The sequence below is a fragment of the Plantibacter sp. Mn2098 genome (assembly GCF_049319745.1).
Classification (GTDB): Bacteria; Actinomycetota; Actinomycetes; order Actinomycetales; family Microbacteriaceae; genus Plantibacter.
Genome location: NZ_JBMOUH010000008.1, coordinates 127,909 through 147,124 on the forward strand (window position 1 = coordinate 127,909; position 19,216 = coordinate 147,124).

Sequence of the window (19,216 nt, forward strand, 5' to 3'; positions counted from 1 at the left end):
CAACGAACCAAGGAGATCAACACATGGCACGTGCAGTAGGCATCGACCTCGGAACCACCAACTCGGTGGTCGCCGTCCTCGAAGGTGGAGAGCCCACCGTCATCGCGAACGCCGAAGGCTTCCGCACCACCCCCTCCGTCGTCGCATTCACGAAGGATGGCGAGGTGCTCGTCGGCGAGACCGCGAAGCGCCAGGCCGTCACCAACGTCGACCGCACCATCGCGAGCGTCAAGCGCCACATGGGCACCACCTGGACGTTCGACGTCGAGGGCAAGAAGTACACCCCGCAGGAGCTGTCCGCTCGCATCCTCGGCAAGCTCAAGCGTGACGCCGAGCAGTACCTGGGCGACACCGTGACCGACGCCGTCATCACGGTCCCCGCCTACTTCAACGACGCCGAGCGTCAGGCCACGAAGGAAGCCGGCGAGATCGCCGGCCTCAACGTCCTGCGCATCATCAACGAGCCGACCGCTGCTGCCCTCGCCTACGGCCTGGACCGCGGCAAGGAGGACGAGCTCATCCTCGTCTTCGACCTCGGTGGCGGCACCTTCGACGTCTCGCTCCTCGAAGTGGGCAAGGACGACGACTTCTCCACCATCCAGGTGCGCTCCACCTCCGGTGACAACCGCCTCGGCGGCGACGACTGGGACCAGCGCGTCGTCGACTACCTGATCAAGCGCTTCAAGGACGCCACCGGTGTGGACGTCTCGGGCGACAAGATCGCGAAGCAGCGCCTCAAGGAAGCTGCGGAGCAGGCCAAGAAGGAGCTCAGCTCCTCGATGTCCACCTCGATCCAGCTGCCCTACCTCTCCCTCACGGAGAACGGCCCGGCCAACCTCGACGAGACGCTCACGCGTGCGAAGTTCGAAGAGCTCACGAGCGACCTGCTCGAGCGCACCCGCAAGCCGTTCAACGACGTCATCGCCGAGGCGGGCGTCAAGGTCGGCGACATCGCGCACGTCGTGCTCGTCGGCGGATCGACCCGTATGCCGGCCGTCGCGGAGCTCGTCAAGAAGCTGACCGGTGGACAGGAGCCCAACAAGGGCGTCAACCCTGACGAGGTCGTCGCCGTCGGCGCAGCCCTCCAGGCCGGCGTGCTGAAGGGCGAGCGCAAGGACGTCCTCCTCATCGACGTCACCCCGCTGTCGCTCGGCATCGAGACCAAGGGCGGCATCATGACGAAGCTCATCGAGCGCAACACCGCCATCCCCACGAAGCGCAGCGAGACCTTCACCACGGCGGACGACAACCAGCCGTCCGTCGCCATCCAGGTCTTCCAGGGCGAGCGCGACTTCACGCGCGACAACAAGAACCTCGGCACCTTCGAGCTGACCGGCATCGCTCCGGCTCCGCGCGGTGTGCCGCAGGTCGAGGTCACCTTCGACATCGACGCCAACGGCATCGTGCACGTGTCCGCAAAGGACAAGGGCACCGGCAAGGAGCAGTCGATGACGATCACGGGCGGTTCCTCGCTCGGCAAGGAAGACATCGAGCGCATGGTCCGCGAGGCCGAGGAGCACGCTGCAGACGACAAGCTGCGTCGTGAGCAGGCGGAGGTCCGCAACAACGCCGAACAGCTCGCCTACTCCATCGACAAGCTCATCAAGGAGAACGAGGACAAGCTGCCCGAGGACGTCAAGACCGACGTCCAGGGCGATGTCGACGCACTCAAGAGCGCGCTCGCCGGAGACGACGAGGACGCGGTGAAGACCGCGTTCGACAAGCTCAACGAGTCGCAGACGAAGCTCGGTGAGGCGATCTACGCGCAGTCCCAGGCAGCGGAGTCGGCAGCAGCCGGCGCCGAGACCCCTGAAGCCGACCAGTCCTCTGACGAGGACGTCGTCGACGCAGAGGTCGTCGAGGACGAAGACGACAAGGACAAGAAGTAGCCATGACCGACGAGAACCAGAACCCCGAGGGCATCGACCCGGAGACCGGTGAGGTTCGTCAGCCAGGCACCGACGGGACGGACGCTGCGGCGTCCGCCCCGTCGGGCGCATCCGAGGACACCTCCTCGGACGCAGCGCAGGATGACGAATTGACCGTCGAGGACATCCTGAACGCCGCACCGGAGCACCCGGTGGAGGGCGAACTGACGGAGGCCGAACTCCTGGCAGCCGAACGCCTCGCCGACCTCCAGCGGGTCACGGCGGAGTACGCCAACTACCGCAAGCGCACCGAGGCCGGCCGTGAGGTCGAGCGCGAGCGCACCACCGGTGAGGTCGCGAAGGTCCTCCTGCCGGTGCTCGACGACCTGGACCGTGCTGAGAAGCACGGCGACCTGGACGGCGACGCACCGTTCAGCCAGATCGCGCAGAAGCTGCGGAACTCCGTGGAGAAGCTCGGCCTGAAGCCGTTCGGCACCATCGGGGAGACCTTCGACCCCAACGTGCACGAGGCCATCTTCCAGCAGCCCACTCCTGACGCCGAAGGCGAAACCGTGCTCGACGTCGTCGAGACCGGCTACACCCTCGGTTCGACGCTCCTGCGCGCCGCCAAGGTGGTCGTTTCCGTCCCGGTGAGCTAGCGATGGCGAGTCAGGACTGGTTCGACAAGGACTTCTACAAGGTCCTCGGCGTCAAGAAGGATGTGACGCAGGCTGAGCTGAAGAAGGCTTATCGGAAGCTCGCGAGGCAGTACCACCCGGACTCGAATCCAGGGAACGATGCGGCTGAGGCGCGGTTCAAGGAGATCAGCGAGGCCAACTCGGTGCTCTCCGACCCAGAGCAGCGCAAGGAGTACGACGCGGTCAGGGCCATGGGTGGTGGAGCCCGCTTCACCGCCCCGGGCTCCGGCGGCGGCAACGGCGGCTTCGAGGACGTCTTCGGCAACATGTTCGGCGGTGGGGCTCGCGGTCAGAGCTACACCTACCAGCAGTCCCCTGGAGGGGCCGGCGGGTATGAGGACATCCTCGGCGGCATGTTCGGACAGGGCGGCTTCGGCCAGACGACCGGCGGGTACCGCGGGTACGGCGGACCGACCCCCGGTCGCGATGTCGCAGCGCACACCACGGTCGACTTCCTCACGGCGACGAAGGGCGACACGATCTCCCTGCAGACCTCGGAGGGGCGCACCATCAAGGTGAAGATCCCGGCCGGTGTCGCCGACGGGCAGAAGATCCGCCTGCGTGGCAAGGGGCAGCCGAGTCAAGACGGCGGTCCTGCCGGAGATATCGTGGTCACCGTGAGTGTCCGCAAACATCCCGTGTTCGAACGCGACGGTCTGAACCTGCGGGTGAACGTGCCGGTCACGTTCGTCGAGGCGACCCTTGGCGCAACCATCGAGGTCCCCACCCTGGGTGGAGACCCCGTGAAGCTGCGCGTCGCCCCCGGCACCCCCAGCGGGCGTGTGCTGCGGGTCAAGGGTCGCGGAGTTGTGACGACGAAGGGCACCGGCGATCTCCTCGCGGTCGTCCAGGTCGTCGTCCCGGCCCACCTCGGTGCAGAAGCCAAGGAAGCGCTCGAGAAGTTCCACGAGCTGGAACCCAAGGAGAACCCGCGCGACGAACTGCTCGCGAGGGCCAGAGGGTAACCCCATCAAGGAGGGATGAGCAGATGCACGGCATGGACGAGCACTCGCCGATCTTCGCGATCGCGATGGCGGCGGAGCTCACCGGCATGCACCCGCAGACCCTCCGACAGTACGACCGCATCGGGCTCGTCTCGCCCACCCGCACAGCCGGGAAGTCGAGGCGGTACTCGATGCACGACATCGCGCAACTGCGTGAGGTGGCGAGACTCAGCGCTGAAGGCGTGAGTCTGGAAGGCATCTCCCGCATCCTGTCCCTGGAGAACGAGGTCACCTCGCTCCAGGGACGGGTGCGTGAACTCGAGCACGCGCTCGCCGACGCGCTGCTCAAGTCCCCTGGCGGCCGAGTCTTCGCCGCAGGGATCGAGGGGAGCGTTGTGCCGTTGAAGAGCGGGACGCGGGCTCGTCGGCGCACCGAGGTCGTTGTGTGGCGGCCGAGGTCGCCTGAGGCCTGAATCTTGCGGCGGCCCCGATGGCGGCGCGCGTAGGATGCTGGCATGAGTGAGACGCAGCCGGGCGCACAGCAGCCGCAGCAACCGTACGGGCAGCAGCAGCCGCAGCAACCGCCCGGGTATGGGCAGCAACCCCCGCAGCCCCCGCAGCCCGGATACCAGCAGCCCGGCTACGGGCAGCCGCCGCAGTATCAGCAGCCGTACCAGCCGCCGCAGTATCCGTCGCAGGCCTACCAGCCGCGGTATCAGCAGCCGGCACCGATCCGCACGGCTCCGCCGCGTCCGCCGCTGAGCCCCGCCCATCGCAAACTCGCCCTGCTGGCAGGCGGGCTCGGCTACGGACTCATCACACTCGGGTTCATCGCCATCAGCGCGCCGTTCTTCATCGTCGTCTTCGTACTCGTCTTCGGCTTCCTGATCGGCGGCCTCGCAGCGGCACTCGGCGCCGGACTGCAGTCATCGCGCGCATTGGAGCTCCTCTACCAGACCGCGGTCGAGCCGTTCATCTGGTGGTACGTGCTCCTCATCGTCGGCGGCATCGTCATCGTGGTCGTCGGATTCCTCGTGAGCATCTCCATCCTGCGACGCGGCGGTGTGCGCAAGCCCGTCGCGACGACCTTCGCCGGGTGGGGCATCGCATTGGCGGCGGGTGCGCTCGCCAGCAGCATCATCTCGCCGTTCTTCAGCCTGCTCGGCAGCCACGACCTGTCGAGCGGCGACCGGAACTGGGTCGGACCGGTGCTCACGGTCACGATCGTCAGCCTCGTCCTGACGCTCATCGTGAACGTCGTCTTCGGGATGCTCGCCTGGTGGTGGATGGCGCACGTGTTCCGTGGAGCGGCCGATGTCCCGGGTTCCGGTCCGCGGTTCGGTGCCGGTGCCGGTGCCGGCCATGTTGCCGGCCCAGGGGGCGCGCCCGGTGCCGGACCCGGCTTCCCGCCGCCGCCCGCAGCATCGCGATGAGTGCGTTTCCGGCGCCGACGGTCCCCGCCAGGGCGGCGGTCGACGCCGGCCCGGTCACGTCGCGTCGTCGGAGCGGGGCGAGACGGGCGGGCGCCCTCGCGTATCCGTTGATGTACTTCGGCGTCGTCGCGGGGGTCGTGCCGATGCTCGCCCTGCTCGTCATCACGGCGCCGATCCTGTTCGGTGTGCTGTTCGGGGCCGGTGAGACGGAGTTCGTCGCCGGGTTCTCCCGCACTTTCGCGACCGTGCTGCTCGTCCTCAGCACCCCGTTCGCCGTGTGGGTCTGGGGATACGTGGGCGTTGGCATCGTGGCGTTCGTCGCCGGTACGGCGCTCAGCCTCCACCTGTTGCGGACGCACGGTGTCGATCGGCCACGAACCGTGACGGTCGGCGGGTTCTTCGCCACGCTGCCGATCCAACTCCTGTTCGGGATCGTGAGCGTCATCATCGTGCTCGGTGTGGTCGGTGCGAGCTTCGGCCAGGACACGATGACGACGATGCGTGCCGTCGGGCAGGGGATCATGATCGCCACGGCGGTGAACCTGCTCATCTCGGCCGGACTCGGGGCGCTTCTATTCCCGGTGGTGCTGCGGGCGGTGAAGCCGAGGCGGTAGTGTGCGGGGGCTGCTGTGTCGGGCTGCGCTGTGCCAGCGCTGTGCTGGTGCTGGCCGCGACTTGCCTGGGCTGTGCTCGCTGTGGTCCTCTCGATGATGCGCTCGTACACCGCCGTCCCGCTAGCCTGAGAGGATGCCCGAGTTCAGCTTCGACGTGTTGCGCCGCTTCCCCGATGTGGAGGCGCCCAACCTGTTCGCCGTCGATGCGAGCGATCGGCTGATCCTCGATGAGGCGGCCGGTGCGTTGGCCGATGCCGCTCCCGGGACAGTCGTGGTGGTCGGTGATCACTACGGCGCGTTGACGCTCGGCGCCGCAGCGCTGCATGGCGCCCGCAGGATCCGGGTGCACCAGGATCCGCTGAGCGGCGAGCGTGCGCTCCTCGCCAACGCTGCGGCGGTCGGACTCTCCGACGCGTTCCGCGTGCTGCCGCTCGGCGAGGAACTGTTCGCCGGCGCGCGAGTCGTGCTGCTGCAATTGCCGCGGAGCCTGGATGCGCTCGCCGAGATCGCCGAGGGGATCGCGCGTTGGGCCGATGCGTCCGTCCAGGTCTTCGCGGGCGGCCGGATCAAGCACCTGAGCACCTCGATGAACGAGGTGCTCAGTGCACGATTCGAGCGCGTCGAGGCGAGCCTCGCTCGGCAGAAGTCTCGGGTGTTGCGGGTGGCCGGGCCACGGGGTGTCGCCGGGACCGAGCGTTCCGAGCCGCGATTCCCGTTGCTCGAACGGCATGCCGACCTCGGCCTGACGGTCGCTGCTCACGGCGCCGCGTTCGCCGGGACGAAGATCGACATCGGCACGCGCTACCTGCTCGATTTCCTGCCGCAGGCGGCACCGGGCGCCGAGCGCGCGATCGACCTGGGCTGCGGGACCGGGGTGCTCGCCGTGTCGCTCGCGCTCGCCCGGCCGGGCATCCGCGTCATCGCGACGGATCAGTCCGCCGCCGCTGTGGCCTCGGCCGAGGCGACCGTCCGGGCGAACGCTGTCGGCGAGCCTGCTGGTGCTGGTGCTGGTGCTGGTGCCGGTGCCGGTGCCGCGGCATCGTCGCTCGTCGAGCGCGTGTCCGTGGTCCGTGACGACGGTCTGGCCGGCCAGCCCGACGCATCGGCGGACCTGATCCTGCTGAACCCGCCGTTCCACATCGGGGCGGCGGTGCACACGGGCGTCGCGCATCGGTTGTTCGCGGATGCGGCGCGAGTGCTGCGTCCGGGCGGCGAGCTCGTTGTGGTCTGGAACTCGCACCTCGGCTATCGGCAGGCGCTCGATCGAGTCGTCGGCCCGACGACGCAGCTCGGCCGCAACGCCAAGTTCACGGTCACCACCTCCACGCGTCGCTGACCCCGCCCGCCCCGAGCGCCCCGCCCCGCTCCCTTCCCGCCTCCCCCTTCCCCTCCCCGTCCTCCTCTCCACAATTCAGGAAGATCCACTGAATTCAGGACGGATCAGCGGTGAATCGGACACGATCGTCCTGAATCGTGCAAAAGTTCCTGAATTCCGAAACGGATCGGGTGGGTCGCGGACGGTCAGGGTCGGGTCCGTATGCTGGGGCGATGTCCGACCGACACGACCACATCCACGAGCTGACGAGCGTCGAACGATGGATCGACGACCGCGCCAACCGGATGCTGCGCGACGCACCCCACGGCGGCGCACGGGCGAGACTCGTCGAGTTCCTCGTCTTCGGGGCGAAGCAGTCGTGGGCGTGCGTGTTCGGCGCCGCGATGCTCATCGTCATCGTCGCCGCCCGACTGTGGTACCCCGATGACCTGTGGCTGGCACGGAACGACGCCCTCGTCATCGCCGCCATCGTCATCCAGGTGGTGATGATCGCGACCAAGCTGGAGACGGGCCGCGAGCTGTGGGTGATCGTCCTGTTCCACGTCGTGGGCACGGGCATGGAGGTGTTCAAGACCGGCGTCGGGTCGTGGGAGTACGACGGCGGAGGCATCCTCCACATCGGCGCCGTCCCGCTCTACACGGGATTCATGTATGCGGCGGTCGGGTCGTACATGGTGCGCGTGTATCGGTTGTTCGACCTGCGGTTCAACCGGTATCCGAAGCGATGGATCACGGCCGTCATCGCGATCGGCATCTACGTGAACTTCTTCTCGCAGCACTTCATCTTCGACGTCCGTTGGGTGCTGCTCGCGGCCGTGCTCATCGTCTACGCGCGCACGATCATGCACTTCCGCGTGTTCCGAGGCGTGCATCGGATGCCGCTCATCGTGGCGTTCCTGCTCGTAGCCTTCTTCATCTGGATCGCGGAGAACATCGGGACGGTCACGGGTGCGTGGCTCTATCCGAACCAGACCGACGGATGGCAGCTCGTCCCGATCACCAAACTCGTGTCCTGGTTCCTGCTGATGATCATCTCGGTCGTGCTCGTGACCTGGGTCTATCCGCCGCGCCCCGTGCGTCGGCCCGCCCCGGTTCCCGCCCCCATCCCCTGACGGCTCGCGGCAGGCTACTGGTCGCGGTAGCGCTTCGCGGATGCGACGGCGGAGGCGAGCTCCGGTGCGGTCAGCCGCACGACGTAGCCGGGGGTGTCGCGCTGGATGCGCCAGCCCTCTGACAGTGCGCCGATGTCGAGCGCGTCGAAGCCGATCGCATCGATGAAGGCGGCGACGGTCGCTTTGGCCTCGGCGTCGTCACCGGCGATGACGAGCGCGCGACGGTCCGGCGTGCCGGTCGGCTGGGCCTGCTCGGTGATGTGGACGGCGGCGATGTGGTTGAACGCCTTCACGATGCGAGCGGTGGGGATGAGGGTCTGCAGGAGTTCCGACGTCGTCGTCGACTCGTCGTCGAGGGACGCGATCTGACCATCACGCTGCGGGTAGTAGTTGTTCGTGTCGATGATGAGTTTGCCGGCGAGGGCGTCCACCGGGAGCTCGTCGATCTTGCCGAGCGGGATCGTCACAACGACGATGTCACCTGCCGCCGCCGCTTCAGCCGGGGTCGCAGCCCTGGCGCGGTCGCCGAGTTCTGCCACCAGCGACGCGAGGGTCTCCGGCCCCCGCGAGTTGCTGATGACGACGTCATAGCCGATGCCGACGGCCGCCCGAGCGAGCTGACTGCCGATGTTCCCTGCGCCGATGATTCCGAAAGTAGTCATGGAGTCGTCAACGCGGCGGCATCGCGTTTGTTCCCGCATCCCGTCCCGTGACCTGCCGTGACGTCCCGTGACGGTTCGCAATTCAGGAGCGACCTCGGTGTGTCGCCCGAGCATCCGCATTCCGGCGCCGACGCGCCGGGGCGCTCCTGAATTGCGAACAGGGGTGCGGGGCGGGGGAGACGAGCAGAGGCGACAGGGGGACGGTGCAGCGGGAGGCGACGGGGCTGACTCGCGGGCGCGATCGTGCGAAGCTTGAGAGGTGGCAGAAACACTCGATCGACCGGTCGCCGACCAGCAGGCGCTGCTCCAGCAGCCCTGGATCACGATCGTCTGGAACGACCCGGTGAATCTCATGTCCTACGTGTCGCTCGTCTTCCGCACCTACTTCGGTTACGATCACGCGGAGGCCGACCGCCTGATGCTCGCCGTCCACAACGAGGGCCGTGCCGTCGTCGCGACGGGCAACCGCGAGGAGATGGAACGTCACGTCGAGGCCATGCACGGCTACGGCCTGTGGGCGACGATCGCGAAGGCGGACGCATGAGCATGTTCGTCCGTGAACCCGACGGCGGCGTCGCGATGGTGCTCGACGTCGAGGAGAGCATCCTGCTGGCCCAGCTCGCCGAGCAGCTCACCTCGGTGCTGACCGATGCGTCGGCCGTCGGCATCGCGGGCGCCCGGATGCAGGATCCTGCCATCGCGCGCCTGCTGCCGGACGGGTACCAGGACGACGAGGAGGCCGCCGCGGACTTCCGTCGGTTCACGAGTGAGGGCTTGCTGAGCGGCAAGGTCGCGTCGGCGCTGAGCGTGCGTTCCGCGCTCGTGAGTGGTGCGGGCGTCGGCGATGACGGCGAGCTCGTCGCTGGCGACATCCCGGATGAGGAGCTCAGCATCCGCCTCGACGACGAGACGGCGTGGACGTGGCTCCGCTTCCTGACCGATGTGCGACTCACGCTCGCGGCGAGGCTCGGGATCGAGGACGAAGACGAGGACGACGGCGACGACGACGACCCGGACGGCCCGCTCGGCTCGTACCCGGCCGGCGCGCAGGAGGACGATGCGAGCGATGAGGACGACGAGGAGTACAACGACGACACGGACGACGACTCCGACGACTTCCGCTCCCGCCTCACCGAACCGCAGAACGAGCCGCTTATGATGGCCGTCTACGGCTGGCTCGGCTACCTGCAGGAGTCGATCGTCATCGCCATCGACGAGCCGCGCGACGCGTAGCCCCGCACCCGATCCGCCGCACCCGTGGGGCATTTTCGCAACACTCGGCCGGTAGCCTTGGGGACCATGCACATCCTCATCTTCAGCGATCAGCATCCGGAGTCCGCCGGTGGCGCGCAGGTCTCCATCCGGTTGCAGATGCGGTCGCTCGAGGCTGCCGGCCACACCGTCACGGTGTGCTCGCCGAAGATGCACCAGGCGCACGATGAGGACCCGCGGTACATCGACACACCATCGGTCCCGATCACGATCGACCGTGAATACTCGATGACCGTTCCCGGCCGTGCGACGGACCGCTGGCTCGACAAGCGGCTGGCGCAGCTGCCGCCCGTCGACCTCGTGCACGTCCAGGCCGATTTCTGGCAGGCGATCATCGCTTACCGCTATGCGGAACGCCACGCGATCCCCGCCGTGCACACCATGCACAACCGGATGGACGTGGGCATCGAGCAGTCGATGCCGGCGCCGAAGCTCGTGACCGGCGCGCTCACCTGGTGGCAGCATCGTGTGCTCAAACCGCGGCTGTCGACCCTGCCGACGGGTGTGTGGGCGTACCTGCAGGAGTACGCGAAGAGGGCGCGGGCAGTCATCGCACCGTCCGCTCATTTCGCGCAGCTGTTGCGTGACGAGGGTGTGGTGAACCGGCCCGACGTGGTGTGGACGGGTGTCGACGATGCGATCGTCGACGAAGTCCTCGCCGCCCAGCGCGCGGCCAAGCGGGTGCAGCATCGGCCCGTGTTCGTGTGGACCGGCCGGTTCAGCCACGAGAAACGGCTGATGGAGTTCCTCGAAGCCGTGCGGCTGTCGGGCGCCGACGCGATCTTCCGGTTGTACGGCGCCGGACTGCTGCTCGGGAAGGCGCAGGCGTTCGTCGCGCAGCACGACCTCGCGGAGCGGGTGGTGTTCGCCGGGCGGGTGTCGTACCGCGAGTCGCTCGCTGCCATCGCCGGCGCCGATGCGCTGGTGCAGACGTCGATCGGGTTCGAGACGCAGGGGATGACCGTGTTCGAGGCCGCTGCGCTCGGCACGCCGTCGATCGTGAGCGACCCGAGCATCGCGGCGGAACTGCCGGACGGGGTGTACTGGGAACCGGCCGACGGATCGGTGGAAGCGCTCGCCGCGACGATCACGACGGTTGCGGCGGATGTCGCCGCCGGACGTTCGAAGACGTTCGCACCCGCGACGAGTCGCGAGTTCCGGCAGAGCCATCAGACGTCGCGCATGCTGGAGATCTATCAGCGTGTGCTGGGTGGCGGGGCGGCGTAGGCCCTTCGACAAGCTCAGGGACCGGGCTTTCGCGCGCTGAGCGTCCGCTGCCGGTCACTGAGCTCAAGGAGTCGGTCACTGAGCTTGTCGAAGTGTCCGGCGGGCTCAAGGACCGGGCTTCGGCGAGCTGTGTGGCGGGCGCGGGCCCTTCGACAGGCTCAGGGACGGGCTTTTGCGCGCTGAACGGTGGAGACGGTCACTGAGCTTGTCGAAGTGTCCGGGGGCCCTTCGACAGGCTCAGGGACCAGACGGGAACTAGAGGTTGTCCTCGGACTTGCCGGCTCGCCAGTAGCCCATAAACGCCACGGACTTGCGGTCCACGCCGCAGGTCGACACGAGGTGCCTCCGCAGCGTCTTGATGGCCGACGCCTCACCCGCGAGCCACGCGTACAGGGGAGCGGAAGCGAGCATCGGCCCGCCGTTCTCGTCCATCGGCACCTCCCAGAGGAGCTGCGTGTCGACATCGATGTCCTCCAGCGCGTCCTCCGCCGACAGGGGCGCCGACAGGGTCGCAGACAGCGGCGCGGACGCGAGCACACCATCGGCCCGCACCGCCCCACCGCCGACTCCCACACCGGCGAGCTGCGCGGCGAGGATCCCGGCCGCGACCCGCTCGACCTCGGGGATGAGCAGCGTACCGACCGCGTCGCTCCCACGCGCGAGGACGATGAGCTCGACGCCGTCCGGCCTCGAGCCGAGGGCCGCGGCGTCGTCCGCGTGCGGCACCTCGACGATCGCGATGCCACGGGCATCGTCCGCGAGCCGTTCCAGGATCCCGGCGATGGCAGGCAGCGCGGTCTCGTCGCCGGCCAGGAGGACCTGCCCGACCTCGGCCGGGGCGTGCCAGTCGATGCCGCCGGCCGCTGTGCCGCGGGCGATGTTCGGCACGTTCATGATCAGCTCGTCGCCGACCGCGGCGTCGAGGGCCCACGTCGACGCCGGCCCGAGGCGGCCGTGGATGGCGATGTCGATGTCGAACTCGCGCTCCTCGCGGCGGATCTCGCGGATCGTGTAGGTGCGCATCGGGTTGCGGCGGTCGTTGTCGAGTTCACGCCAGGCCGGGTCCCAGTCGTCTGCGAGGGCGAGGTCGTCGAGTCCTCCGTCGATGGTGGGGAAGATGACCTTGACCCGCTGATCGAAGCCGTTGTCCGCGATGCGTTCCACCTCCGGGCCGGTGAAGGTGAACCGGCGGTAGGTGGGGCTGATCTGATCGATGCGGCGCACGATCGTCGAGAGCAGCAGGAACGGGGAGTCTGGGGACTGCGCAGTGAGACGGGACATCGAGGTAAGCCTACCCTCACCTACTCGCGCACCGCTGGGGATAGGTGGTTTCCGCGGGAGCCTGGCGGCCATCGCCTTCCGGTGATAAACTTGAGTCAGTAAGACTCAACTTTGGAGTGTGTGCGACCGGTTGAACGGCGTTCCGATCGCCCACGATCGCAGCACTCCCGTTCCGAGGGGATCCCAGATGCAATCAGGACAGATGCCACCGCAACAGGACGAACAGCAGAGCGCTCTCGAGCAGTACGGCGTCAACCTGACCGACATCGCCGCGTCCGGGAAGCTCGACCCGGTGATCGGCCGGGACGCCGAGATCCGCCGCGTGAGCCAGGTGCTCACCCGGCGCACCAAGAACAACCCGGTCCTGATCGGTGAGCCGGGCGTCGGCAAGACGGCCGTCGTCGAGGGGCTCGCGCAGCGCATTGTCGCAGGTGACGTCGCCGAGAGCCTCAAGGGCAAGCAGCTCGTGTCGCTCGACATGTCGGCGCTCGTCGCCGGTGCGATGTACCGCGGCCAGTTCGAGGAACGCCTGAAGGCCGTGCTCAAGGAGATCAACGAGGCCGACGGCCAGATCATCACCTTCATCGACGAGCTCCACGTGCTGATGGGCGCTGGCGGCGGCGAGGGTTCCGTCGCGGCGGCCAACATGCTGAAGCCGATGCTCGCGCGCGGCGAACTCCGCCTCATCGGCGCCACCACGCTCAACGAGTACCGCGAATTCATCGAGAAGGATGCGGCCATGGAGCGCCGCTTCCAGCAGGTGTTCGTCGGGGAGCCGACCGTCGAGGACACGATCGCGATCCTCCGCGGCCTCAAGGAACGCTACGAAGCGCACCACAAGGTGTCCATCGCCGACAACGCACTCGTCGCCGCCGCATCGCTGTCCAACCGGTACATCACCGCCCGCCAGCTGCCGGACAAGGCGATCGACCTCATCGACGAAGCCGCCAGCCGCCTCCGGATGGAGATCGACTCCGCACCGGTGGAGATCGATGAACTCCGCCGCAGCGTCGACCGGCTGAAGCTCGAAGAGCTCGCGCTCAAGAAGGAGAAGGACGACGCGTCCAAGGAGCGTCTGGAGAAGCTCCGCACCGACCTCAAGCAGCGCGAGACCGACCTGAAGTTCCTGCAGGAGCGGTGGGAGCGCGAGCGTGCGAGCCTCAACCGGGTCGGCGACCTCAAGACCAAGCTTGATGCCGCCCGCAGCCAGGCGGAGCGCGCCCAGCGCGAGGGTCGGCTCGAACAGGCGTCGAAGCTGCTCTACGCGGACATCCCGCAGTTGGAACGCGAGCTCGCGCTCGCCGAGACGGCCGAGCAGGAGGTCGACGGCGAGCCGCGTATGGTCAACGATCAGGTGACGGCCGACGACATCGCAGCGGTCATCGCCGCCTGGACCGGCATCCCCGTCGGGCGCCTGCTGCAGGGCGAGACCGAGAAGCTGCTGCACCTCGAGACCGAGCTCGGGCGTCGGCTCATCGGTCAGAAGCGTGCCGTCGGCGCTGTCGCGGACGCCGTGCGGCGCACACGTGCCGGCATCTCGGACCCGGACCGGCCGACGGGGTCGTTCCTCTTCCTCGGACCGACGGGCGTCGGCAAGACGGAGCTCGCGAAGGCGCTTGCGGAGTTCCTGTTCGACGATGAGAAGGCGATGGTGCGCATCGACATGTCCGAGTACGGGGAGAAGCACTCCGTCTCGCGGCTCGTCGGCGCCCCTCCCGGCTACGTCGGGTACGAGCAGGGCGGGCAGCTGACCGAGGCCGTCCGGCGTCGGCCGTACTCCGTCGTCCTGCTCGACGAGGTGGAGAAGGCGCACCCGGAGGTGTTCGACGTCCTCCTGCAGGTCCTCGACGACGGCCGCCTCACCGACGGTCAGGGCCGGACGGTCGACTTCCGGAACGTGATCCTCGTGCTCACCTCGAACCTCGGCTCGCAGTACCTCGTCGACCAGACGCTCAGCCCAGAGCAGAAGGAGGAGGCCGTGCAGCAGCTCGTGCGGCAGGCCTTCAAGCCCGAGTTCGTGAACCGGCTCGACGACATCGTCGTCTTCTCCGCGCTCACGGAGGAGGAGCTGGGGCAGATCGTCGAGCTGTACATCGACCGCTTGCAGGTGCGGCTGGGGGAGCGTCGGCTCACACTGGCGGTCACCCCGGACGCCAGGTCGTGGCTGGCCGAGCGCGGCTACGACCCGATCTACGGCGCACGTCCCCTGCGGCGGCTGATGCAGCAGGAGATCGACGACCGCCTCGCGCGTTCGATCCTCGACGGCACCATCCGCGACGGCGACACCGTCCATGTGGCGCTCGACCCGTCCGGCGACGGGCTCACCGTCACCGCCGGCGAGCCGGCGGTGGTGTAGCGGCTGCGGAGTCGTCGACGGGAGGTTTCATCCGGCGGCCGTGGCGGCTAGGTTGGGACTGATCCTGGGAGGTGGCTGCGGTGCGATTCCTGCTCTTCATCTGCCAGGACGACCTCTTCATCCGGCCGGCCCAGATCGATGCCGAGATCCGCGGGTGGATCCGTGAAATGGACGCCCGCGGTCTGCGCATCAGCGGCAACCGGCTGGACCCGGCCGGATCGGCGCTGACCATCACGACCGTCGACAACGAGCTTGTCACGATGCGTGGACCGTTCACGGATTCACCGACGCAGGCCGCCGGGTACGAGCTCGTCGACGTCGTCGATGAGGCGGAGGCGATCGAGATCGCCGCGCTGCATCCGATGGCCAGGTGGGGGACGATCGAGATCCGGGCCGTCGACGAGGAGTGACGCGGGCGAGGAGTCCGTTCTTGGCGCGAGGAGCTCGTTCCTGGAGCGAGGAGCCCGTTCCTGGAGCGATTCTCCGCTTCTGGAAACGGAGGATCGCGGGCGGGCGAGGGGTGTCACCGGACGTGCGCCGTTAGCATCGAGCCGTGAGCACACCCGCAGAACCGACCATCCGCAGCCGTGCCGTCGCCCGTCTGGTCGCGATGGGGATCGTCGGTGTTGTGGTGGGCATCGTCGTCGGCGTCGTCACCGCCCCACGACCCGCCGGGATCGCTGATGCCATCCTGGCCGGCTGGGCGGCGGCATCGCTCGTGTACATCGTCATCGTGTGGGCGCGGGTGTGGCGGATGGACGCCGAGCGGACCCGCGAGCACGCGACCACGGAGGACCCTGGCCGGACGGTCACCGAGCTGCTCATCCTCGGTGCGAGTCTCGGGAGCCTCGTCGCGGTCGGTGTGGTGATCGTCCAGGCGAGCGCGGCGAAGGGCGCGGAGCAGTTCCTGTTCGCCGGGTTCGCCGTGCTGAGCGTCGCGCTGTCGTGGCTGCTCATCCACACGCTGTACACGCTGCGGTACGCGCGTATGTACTTCGCGGAGCCGGTCGGCGGCATCGACTTCAATCAGGAGGAGCCGCCGCAGTACAGCGATTTCGCGTACCTCGCGTTCGACCTCGGGATGACCTACCAGGTGTCGGACACGACGCTGCGCTCGACCGACTTCCGCAGGGAGGTCCTGAAGCACACGCTGCTGTCCTACGTCTTCGGCGCCGTCATCCTCGCCTCCGTCATCAACCTCATCGCCGGCCTCTCCATCTAGCCCCACCAACGACGCAGCCCGCGAGGGGTCGCATACGGCTAGTTGGCTCGGGTTCAACTAGCCATATGCGACCCCTCGCGGGCTGCGAGAGGGTCTGTCCGGGGACTACTCCTGGACGAGGACGATGTCGGAGAGCGGGAAGCGCGTGCGGGGAGCGACCTCGCGCTCGCGCAGGACCTCGTTGAGGCTCTCCGGGTCGCCGAGCTCGCCGAGTGCGGTCACCGTGATCGGCTGCAGTGCTGCTGGGAGCTGGAAGGCGTCGCGGATGCCGTCGGGCAGGAAGCCGGCCATCTGGTGCGCGAACAGGCCGTCGTGGTGTGCCTGCACGCTGAGGTGCGCGACAGCCTGACCGGCGTCGTAGGCGGCCCACTGGCGCGGGTTGCCTTCTTCATCGGCCGTCTCGACGACGGTGACGACGAGTGCACCGGCGGCTCCGGCCCAGCTCTGGTTGAACCCGACGAGGTTGGCGACGATCGTGTCGAACGTCGCGGTGCCCTTCGTGCCGACGATGAAGCGCCACGGCTGGCTGTTGTTGGCGCTCGGCGACCAGCGGGCCGCCTCGAGTGCGGACGAGAGCGTGCGGGCGTCGAGCGGCGCATCGGAGAAGGCGCGCGGGCTCCAGCGGTCTGCGAGGACGTCGAGGATCGGCGAGTCGGTTTCGGCGGTGCGGGTGACGGTGGACATATCGCTCCAATATGAGGGTGTTCGTGATGGGGTCGTCGCCGTTGACGTTCCATGCAACCGCATATGTCGGGGGCCTATTCCCAAGATGTCGATGTGTTTCTCCGGCGTCGTGCGTCCCTCCATCGCGCATAACTCCTTCGATCTGCGCCTCGCCCGCCGGAACTTCCGCGGAATGCCGCGGGAGTGCGATCGGCCGACGTCGAAATTGAAGGAGTTATGCTCGACGGTTCGACGCGCGGCTCGCGGCGACGATCGACGCGATCCGATGCGGGGCCGCCTCGTCCTGCAGCGACGTCGTGTCGCCGAGCACTCGACCATCCACGATGTCGCCCAGCAGCCGTCGCATGATCTTGCCGGAGCGCGTCTTCGGCAGGTCGGGCACCACGAAGACGTCGCGGGGCTTCGTGATCGGGCCGATCTCGTTCGCGACGTGCGCACGCAACGCCTCGCGCAACTCGGCCGTGCGCTCCAACCAGTACGCGTCCTCCTCGGTCTCCGGCCCGTGGGACCTGGAGGTGGGGATCACGAACGCGGCGATCGCCTGCCCGGTGATCGGATCATCGACGCCGACCACACCGGCCTCGCCGACGTGCGGGTGGGTGACGAGCGATGACTCGATCTCGATCGTGGAGAGGCGGTGCCCGGAGACGTTGATGACGTCATCGACGCGGCCGAGGACCCAGATGTCGCCGTCTTCGTCCCACTTGGCGCCGTCACCGGAGAAGAAGTAGCCCTGCCGCCAGTACTTGGCCCAGTAGGAGTTGCGGTACCGTTCCGGGTTGCCCCAGACCGTGCGGGCGAGCGACGGCCCGAACCGACTGACGACGAGGTAGCCGCCAGAGCCGAACGGGACGGTCTCGCCGTCCTCGTCGACCACGAGCGTCTCGAGGCCGGGTAGCGCGCGGCTCGCCGAACCGGGCTTGATCGTCGTCGCGCCCGGGAGCGGAGCCATCACGGCCGAACCCGTCTCCGACTGCCACCATGTGTCGACCACGGGAGCTTCGCCCCGGCCGAGGTGCTCGCGGAACCACATCCACGCCTCAGGGTTGATCGCCTCGCCGACCGTCCCGAGGAGACGGATGCTGGAGAGGTCGTACTCGGCGGGCGGGCCATCGGGGAACCACGTCATCAGCGTTCGGATGAGGGTCGGCGCCGTGTAGTAGGTGGTCACGCCGTAGCGTTCGATGATCTCGAAGTGGCGGGCCTGGTGCGGCGTGTTCGGCGTGCCCTCGTAGATGACCTGCGTGAGGCCGTTGGAGAGCGGGCCGTAGATCTCGTAGGTGTGCGCGGTGACCCAGGCGAGGTCGGCGGTGCACCAGTGCACGTCGTCGTCCTTGGCGTCGAAGATGGCCCAGTGCGTCCACGACGCCTGCGTCAGGTATCCGCCGGCCGTGTGCACGAGGCCCTTCGGCTTCCCGGTCGTGCCGCTCGTGTAGATGATGAAGAGCGGCGTCTCGGCGTCGAACGCCTCGGCCTCGTGGACGTCGTCCGCGACGTCGACGGTGTTGTGCCACCAGACGTCGCGGCCATCGGTCCACGGGACGTTCGGCGTCTCATCGCCCGTGCGCGAGACGACGAGGACGTGCTCGATCGACGGGACGCCTGCGACGGCTGCGTCGGCGTTCTGCTTGACCGGGACGGCTGTGCCGCGGCGGTACTGGCCGTCGGTCGTGATGAGGAGCTTCGCCTCGGTGTCCTCGACGCGGAAGCGCAGCGCCTCGGCCGAGAAGCCGCCGAAGACGAGCGAGTGGATGGCGCCGATGCGGGCGACGGCGAGCGTTGCGATGACCGTTTCCGGGATGACCGGCAGGTAGATGACGACACGGTCGCCCTTGCCGATGCCGAGGGCCGTGAGTGCGTTGGCCGCCTTCGAAACCTCCCGCTGCAGCTCGGCGTAGGTGATGGAGCGGCGGTCGCCCGGCTCGCCCTCGAAGTGGAGCGCGACCTTGTCCCCTCGGCCTGCATCGACGTGACGGTCGACGCAGTTCACGGCGACGTTGAGCGTGCCGCCGGCGAACCAGGTCGCGGCCGGGATGGTGAGTTCGGGTTCTGCGGCTGCGTCATCGGTGCCGCCGGCCGGGTGCTCGGCGGCGGTGCTGCCATCGACCGGTCTGGCCGGCTCCCAGGTGTGCGCGGTCTCCCACGGCGTTACCCAGTCGAGTCGCCTGGCCTGTTCCTCCCAGAACGCGACCGGGTCGGCGGCGGCGTGAGCCCACGCATCGGCGCCGACGTTGGCGGTCGCAGCGATGTCGGCGGGGGCCGGGTAGCTGCGGGTCTCGTCGAGCAGGTTCGCGATCGTCGCCGAGGTGCCTGCGCTCCCTGAGCTCCCCGCGCTCGCTGAAGGGCTGTTCGCAGTGGTGGGCGCGCCGGACGTCGATCCATCAGTGGGGGGCATGGTCCAACGGTATTGCGCCCTCGGGTGCGTCGCCACTTCGGGGTCATGGAGTGTCACAGGCGGGTTACCGAGGGCGAAACGATCAACCAGAATGCGCTATCCAACAGCTGTT

18 protein-coding genes are annotated in these 19,216 nt (G+C 68.2%); 14 read left to right on the forward strand and 4 right to left on the reverse strand.

The features are described from left to right. Nucleotides 1-23: 23 nt before the first annotated feature. The 8 genes from dnaK (at nucleotide 24) to ACL9RL_RS13640 (ending at nucleotide 8,005) form a co-directional block, all read left to right on the forward strand. Entirely contained in the window at nucleotides 24-1,889 is a 1,866-nt protein-coding gene (dnaK, locus tag ACL9RL_RS13605; protein WP_422780806.1) for a molecular chaperone DnaK, read from the forward strand. Nucleotides 1,890-1,891: 2 nt separating this feature from the next. After that, nucleotides 1,892-2,527, forward strand: a complete 636-nt coding sequence (locus tag ACL9RL_RS13610; protein ID WP_422780807.1) for a nucleotide exchange factor GrpE — start codon at nucleotides 1,892-1,894, stop codon at nucleotides 2,525-2,527. A 2-nt stretch (nucleotides 2,528-2,529) separates the two neighbouring features. Beyond that, nucleotides 2,530-3,531 (forward strand): DnaJ C-terminal domain-containing protein, encoded by a 1,002-nt coding sequence (locus ACL9RL_RS13615; RefSeq protein WP_422780808.1) that lies wholly within the window; start codon nucleotides 2,530-2,532, stop codon nucleotides 3,529-3,531. 32 nt (nucleotides 3,532-3,563) lie between these two features. Beyond that, a complete protein-coding gene (locus tag ACL9RL_RS13620; protein WP_422780939.1) occupies nucleotides 3,564-3,983 on the forward strand; it encodes a heat shock protein transcriptional repressor HspR in 420 nt (139 codons plus the stop codon). A 42-nt stretch (nucleotides 3,984-4,025) separates the two neighbouring features. Beyond that, nucleotides 4,026-4,943 (forward strand): hypothetical protein, encoded by a 918-nt coding sequence (locus ACL9RL_RS13625; RefSeq protein WP_422780809.1) that lies wholly within the window; start codon nucleotides 4,026-4,028, stop codon nucleotides 4,941-4,943. Then, a complete protein-coding gene (locus tag ACL9RL_RS13630) occupies nucleotides 4,940-5,557 on the forward strand; it encodes a hypothetical protein (RefSeq protein WP_422780810.1) in 618 nt (205 codons plus the stop codon). Before ACL9RL_RS13625 ends, ACL9RL_RS13630 begins: the two co-directional genes overlap by 4 nt. Before the next feature lie 133 nt (nucleotides 5,558-5,690). After that, a complete protein-coding gene (locus ACL9RL_RS13635; protein WP_422780811.1) occupies nucleotides 5,691-6,893 on the forward strand; it encodes a class I SAM-dependent methyltransferase in 1,203 nt (400 codons plus the stop codon). Between the two features lie 212 nt (nucleotides 6,894-7,105). Further along, on the forward strand, nucleotides 7,106-8,005 hold the full coding sequence (locus ACL9RL_RS13640) for a DUF817 domain-containing protein (RefSeq protein WP_422780812.1): 900 nt from the start codon (nucleotides 7,106-7,108) through the stop codon (nucleotides 8,003-8,005). Nucleotides 8,006-8,019: 14 nt separating this feature from the next. On the opposite strand, the gene ACL9RL_RS13645 is transcribed toward ACL9RL_RS13640, so the two are convergent. Then, nucleotides 8,020-8,748, reverse strand: a complete 729-nt coding sequence (locus ACL9RL_RS13645; RefSeq protein WP_422780940.1) for an NADPH-dependent F420 reductase — start codon at nucleotides 8,746-8,748, stop codon at nucleotides 8,020-8,022. Nucleotides 8,749-8,926: 178 nt separating this feature from the next. Here ACL9RL_RS13645 and clpS point away from each other — a divergent pair, with 178 nt between their 5' ends. The 3 genes from clpS (at nucleotide 8,927) to ACL9RL_RS13660 (ending at nucleotide 11,166) form a co-directional block, all read left to right on the forward strand. Continuing rightward, complete coding sequence (clpS, locus tag ACL9RL_RS13650; RefSeq protein ID WP_422780813.1) at nucleotides 8,927-9,211, forward strand: ATP-dependent Clp protease adapter ClpS; 285 nt, start codon at nucleotides 8,927-8,929, stop codon at nucleotides 9,209-9,211. Then, a complete protein-coding gene (locus ACL9RL_RS13655) occupies nucleotides 9,208-9,900 on the forward strand; it encodes a DUF2017 family protein (protein ID WP_422780814.1) in 693 nt (230 codons plus the stop codon). The genes clpS and ACL9RL_RS13655 overlap by 4 nt, the downstream gene beginning before the upstream one ends. 66 nt (nucleotides 9,901-9,966) lie before the next feature. Further along, entirely contained in the window at nucleotides 9,967-11,166 is a 1,200-nt protein-coding gene (locus ACL9RL_RS13660) for a glycosyltransferase (RefSeq protein ID WP_422780815.1), read from the forward strand. Nucleotides 11,167-11,421: 255 nt separating this feature from the next. Here the strand turns inward: ACL9RL_RS13660 and ACL9RL_RS13665 are convergent, their stop codons facing one another. Then, nucleotides 11,422-12,447 (reverse strand): siderophore-interacting protein, encoded by a 1,026-nt coding sequence (locus tag ACL9RL_RS13665; protein ID WP_422780816.1) that lies wholly within the window; start codon nucleotides 12,445-12,447, stop codon nucleotides 11,422-11,424. A 202-nt stretch (nucleotides 12,448-12,649) separates the two neighbouring features. Here ACL9RL_RS13665 and ACL9RL_RS13670 point away from each other — a divergent pair, with 202 nt between their 5' ends. The 3 genes from ACL9RL_RS13670 to ACL9RL_RS13680 all read left to right on the forward strand — a co-directional run bounded on the left by ACL9RL_RS13670 (nucleotide 12,650) and on the right by ACL9RL_RS13680 (nucleotide 16,025). After that, nucleotides 12,650-14,803, forward strand: coding sequence for an ATP-dependent Clp protease ATP-binding subunit (locus ACL9RL_RS13670; protein ID WP_422780817.1), 2,154 nt, complete (start codon nucleotides 12,650-12,652; stop codon nucleotides 14,801-14,803). A gap of 80 nt (nucleotides 14,804-14,883) precedes the next feature. Further along, the gene (locus ACL9RL_RS13675) at nucleotides 14,884-15,213 is read left to right on the forward strand and encodes a YciI family protein (protein WP_422780818.1); all 330 of its coding nucleotides are present in this window, start codon (nucleotides 14,884-14,886) and stop codon (nucleotides 15,211-15,213) included. Nucleotides 15,214-15,356: 143 nt separating this feature from the next. Beyond that, nucleotides 15,357-16,025, forward strand: a complete 669-nt coding sequence (locus tag ACL9RL_RS13680; RefSeq protein ID WP_422780819.1) for a DUF1345 domain-containing protein — start codon at nucleotides 15,357-15,359, stop codon at nucleotides 16,023-16,025. A 105-nt stretch (nucleotides 16,026-16,130) separates the two neighbouring features. Here the strand turns inward: ACL9RL_RS13680 and ACL9RL_RS13685 are convergent, their stop codons facing one another. Together ACL9RL_RS13685 and acs are read right to left on the reverse strand one after the other, a co-directional pair. Continuing rightward, the gene (locus ACL9RL_RS13685) at nucleotides 16,131-16,709 is read right to left on the reverse strand and encodes a nitroreductase family protein (protein WP_422780820.1); all 579 of its coding nucleotides are present in this window, start codon (nucleotides 16,707-16,709) and stop codon (nucleotides 16,131-16,133) included. A 214-nt stretch (nucleotides 16,710-16,923) separates the two neighbouring features. Next, nucleotides 16,924-19,104 (reverse strand): acetate--CoA ligase, encoded by a 2,181-nt coding sequence (gene acs, locus ACL9RL_RS13690; protein WP_422780821.1) that lies wholly within the window; start codon nucleotides 19,102-19,104, stop codon nucleotides 16,924-16,926. Nucleotides 19,105-19,216 lie beyond the last annotated feature (112 nt).

Bases quoted from the DNA above. Each gene is read 5' to 3' on its own strand.
- dnaK (WP_422780806.1), top strand. From the start codon at position 24: ATGGCACGTGCAGTAGGCATCGACCTCGGAACCACCAACTCGGTGGTC.
- ACL9RL_RS13610 (WP_422780807.1), top strand. From the start codon at position 1,892: ATGACCGACGAGAACCAGAACCCCGAGGGCATCGACCCGGAGACCGGT.
- ACL9RL_RS13615 (WP_422780808.1), top strand. From the start codon at position 2,530: ATGGCGAGTCAGGACTGGTTCGACAAGGACTTCTACAAGGTCCTCGGC.
- ACL9RL_RS13620 (WP_422780939.1), top strand. From the start codon at position 3,564: ATGGACGAGCACTCGCCGATCTTCGCGATCGCGATGGCGGCGGAGCTC.
- ACL9RL_RS13625 (WP_422780809.1), top strand. From the start codon at position 4,026: ATGAGTGAGACGCAGCCGGGCGCACAGCAGCCGCAGCAACCGTACGGG.
- ACL9RL_RS13630 (WP_422780810.1), top strand. From the start codon at position 4,940: ATGAGTGCGTTTCCGGCGCCGACGGTCCCCGCCAGGGCGGCGGTCGAC.
- ACL9RL_RS13635 (WP_422780811.1), top strand. From the start codon at position 5,691: ATGCCCGAGTTCAGCTTCGACGTGTTGCGCCGCTTCCCCGATGTGGAG.
- ACL9RL_RS13640 (WP_422780812.1), top strand. From the start codon at position 7,106: ATGTCCGACCGACACGACCACATCCACGAGCTGACGAGCGTCGAACGA.
- ACL9RL_RS13655 (WP_422780814.1), top strand. From the start codon at position 9,208: ATGAGCATGTTCGTCCGTGAACCCGACGGCGGCGTCGCGATGGTGCTC.
- ACL9RL_RS13660 (WP_422780815.1), top strand. From the start codon at position 9,967: ATGCACATCCTCATCTTCAGCGATCAGCATCCGGAGTCCGCCGGTGGC.
- ACL9RL_RS13665 (WP_422780816.1), bottom strand. From the start codon at position 12,447: ATGTCCCGTCTCACTGCGCAGTCCCCAGACTCCCCGTTCCTGCTGCTC.
- ACL9RL_RS13670 (WP_422780817.1), top strand. From the start codon at position 12,650: ATGCCACCGCAACAGGACGAACAGCAGAGCGCTCTCGAGCAGTACGGC.
- ACL9RL_RS13685 (WP_422780820.1), bottom strand. From the start codon at position 16,709: ATGTCCACCGTCACCCGCACCGCCGAAACCGACTCGCCGATCCTCGAC.
- acs (WP_422780821.1), bottom strand. From the start codon at position 19,104: ATGCCCCCCACTGATGGATCGACGTCCGGCGCGCCCACCACTGCGAAC.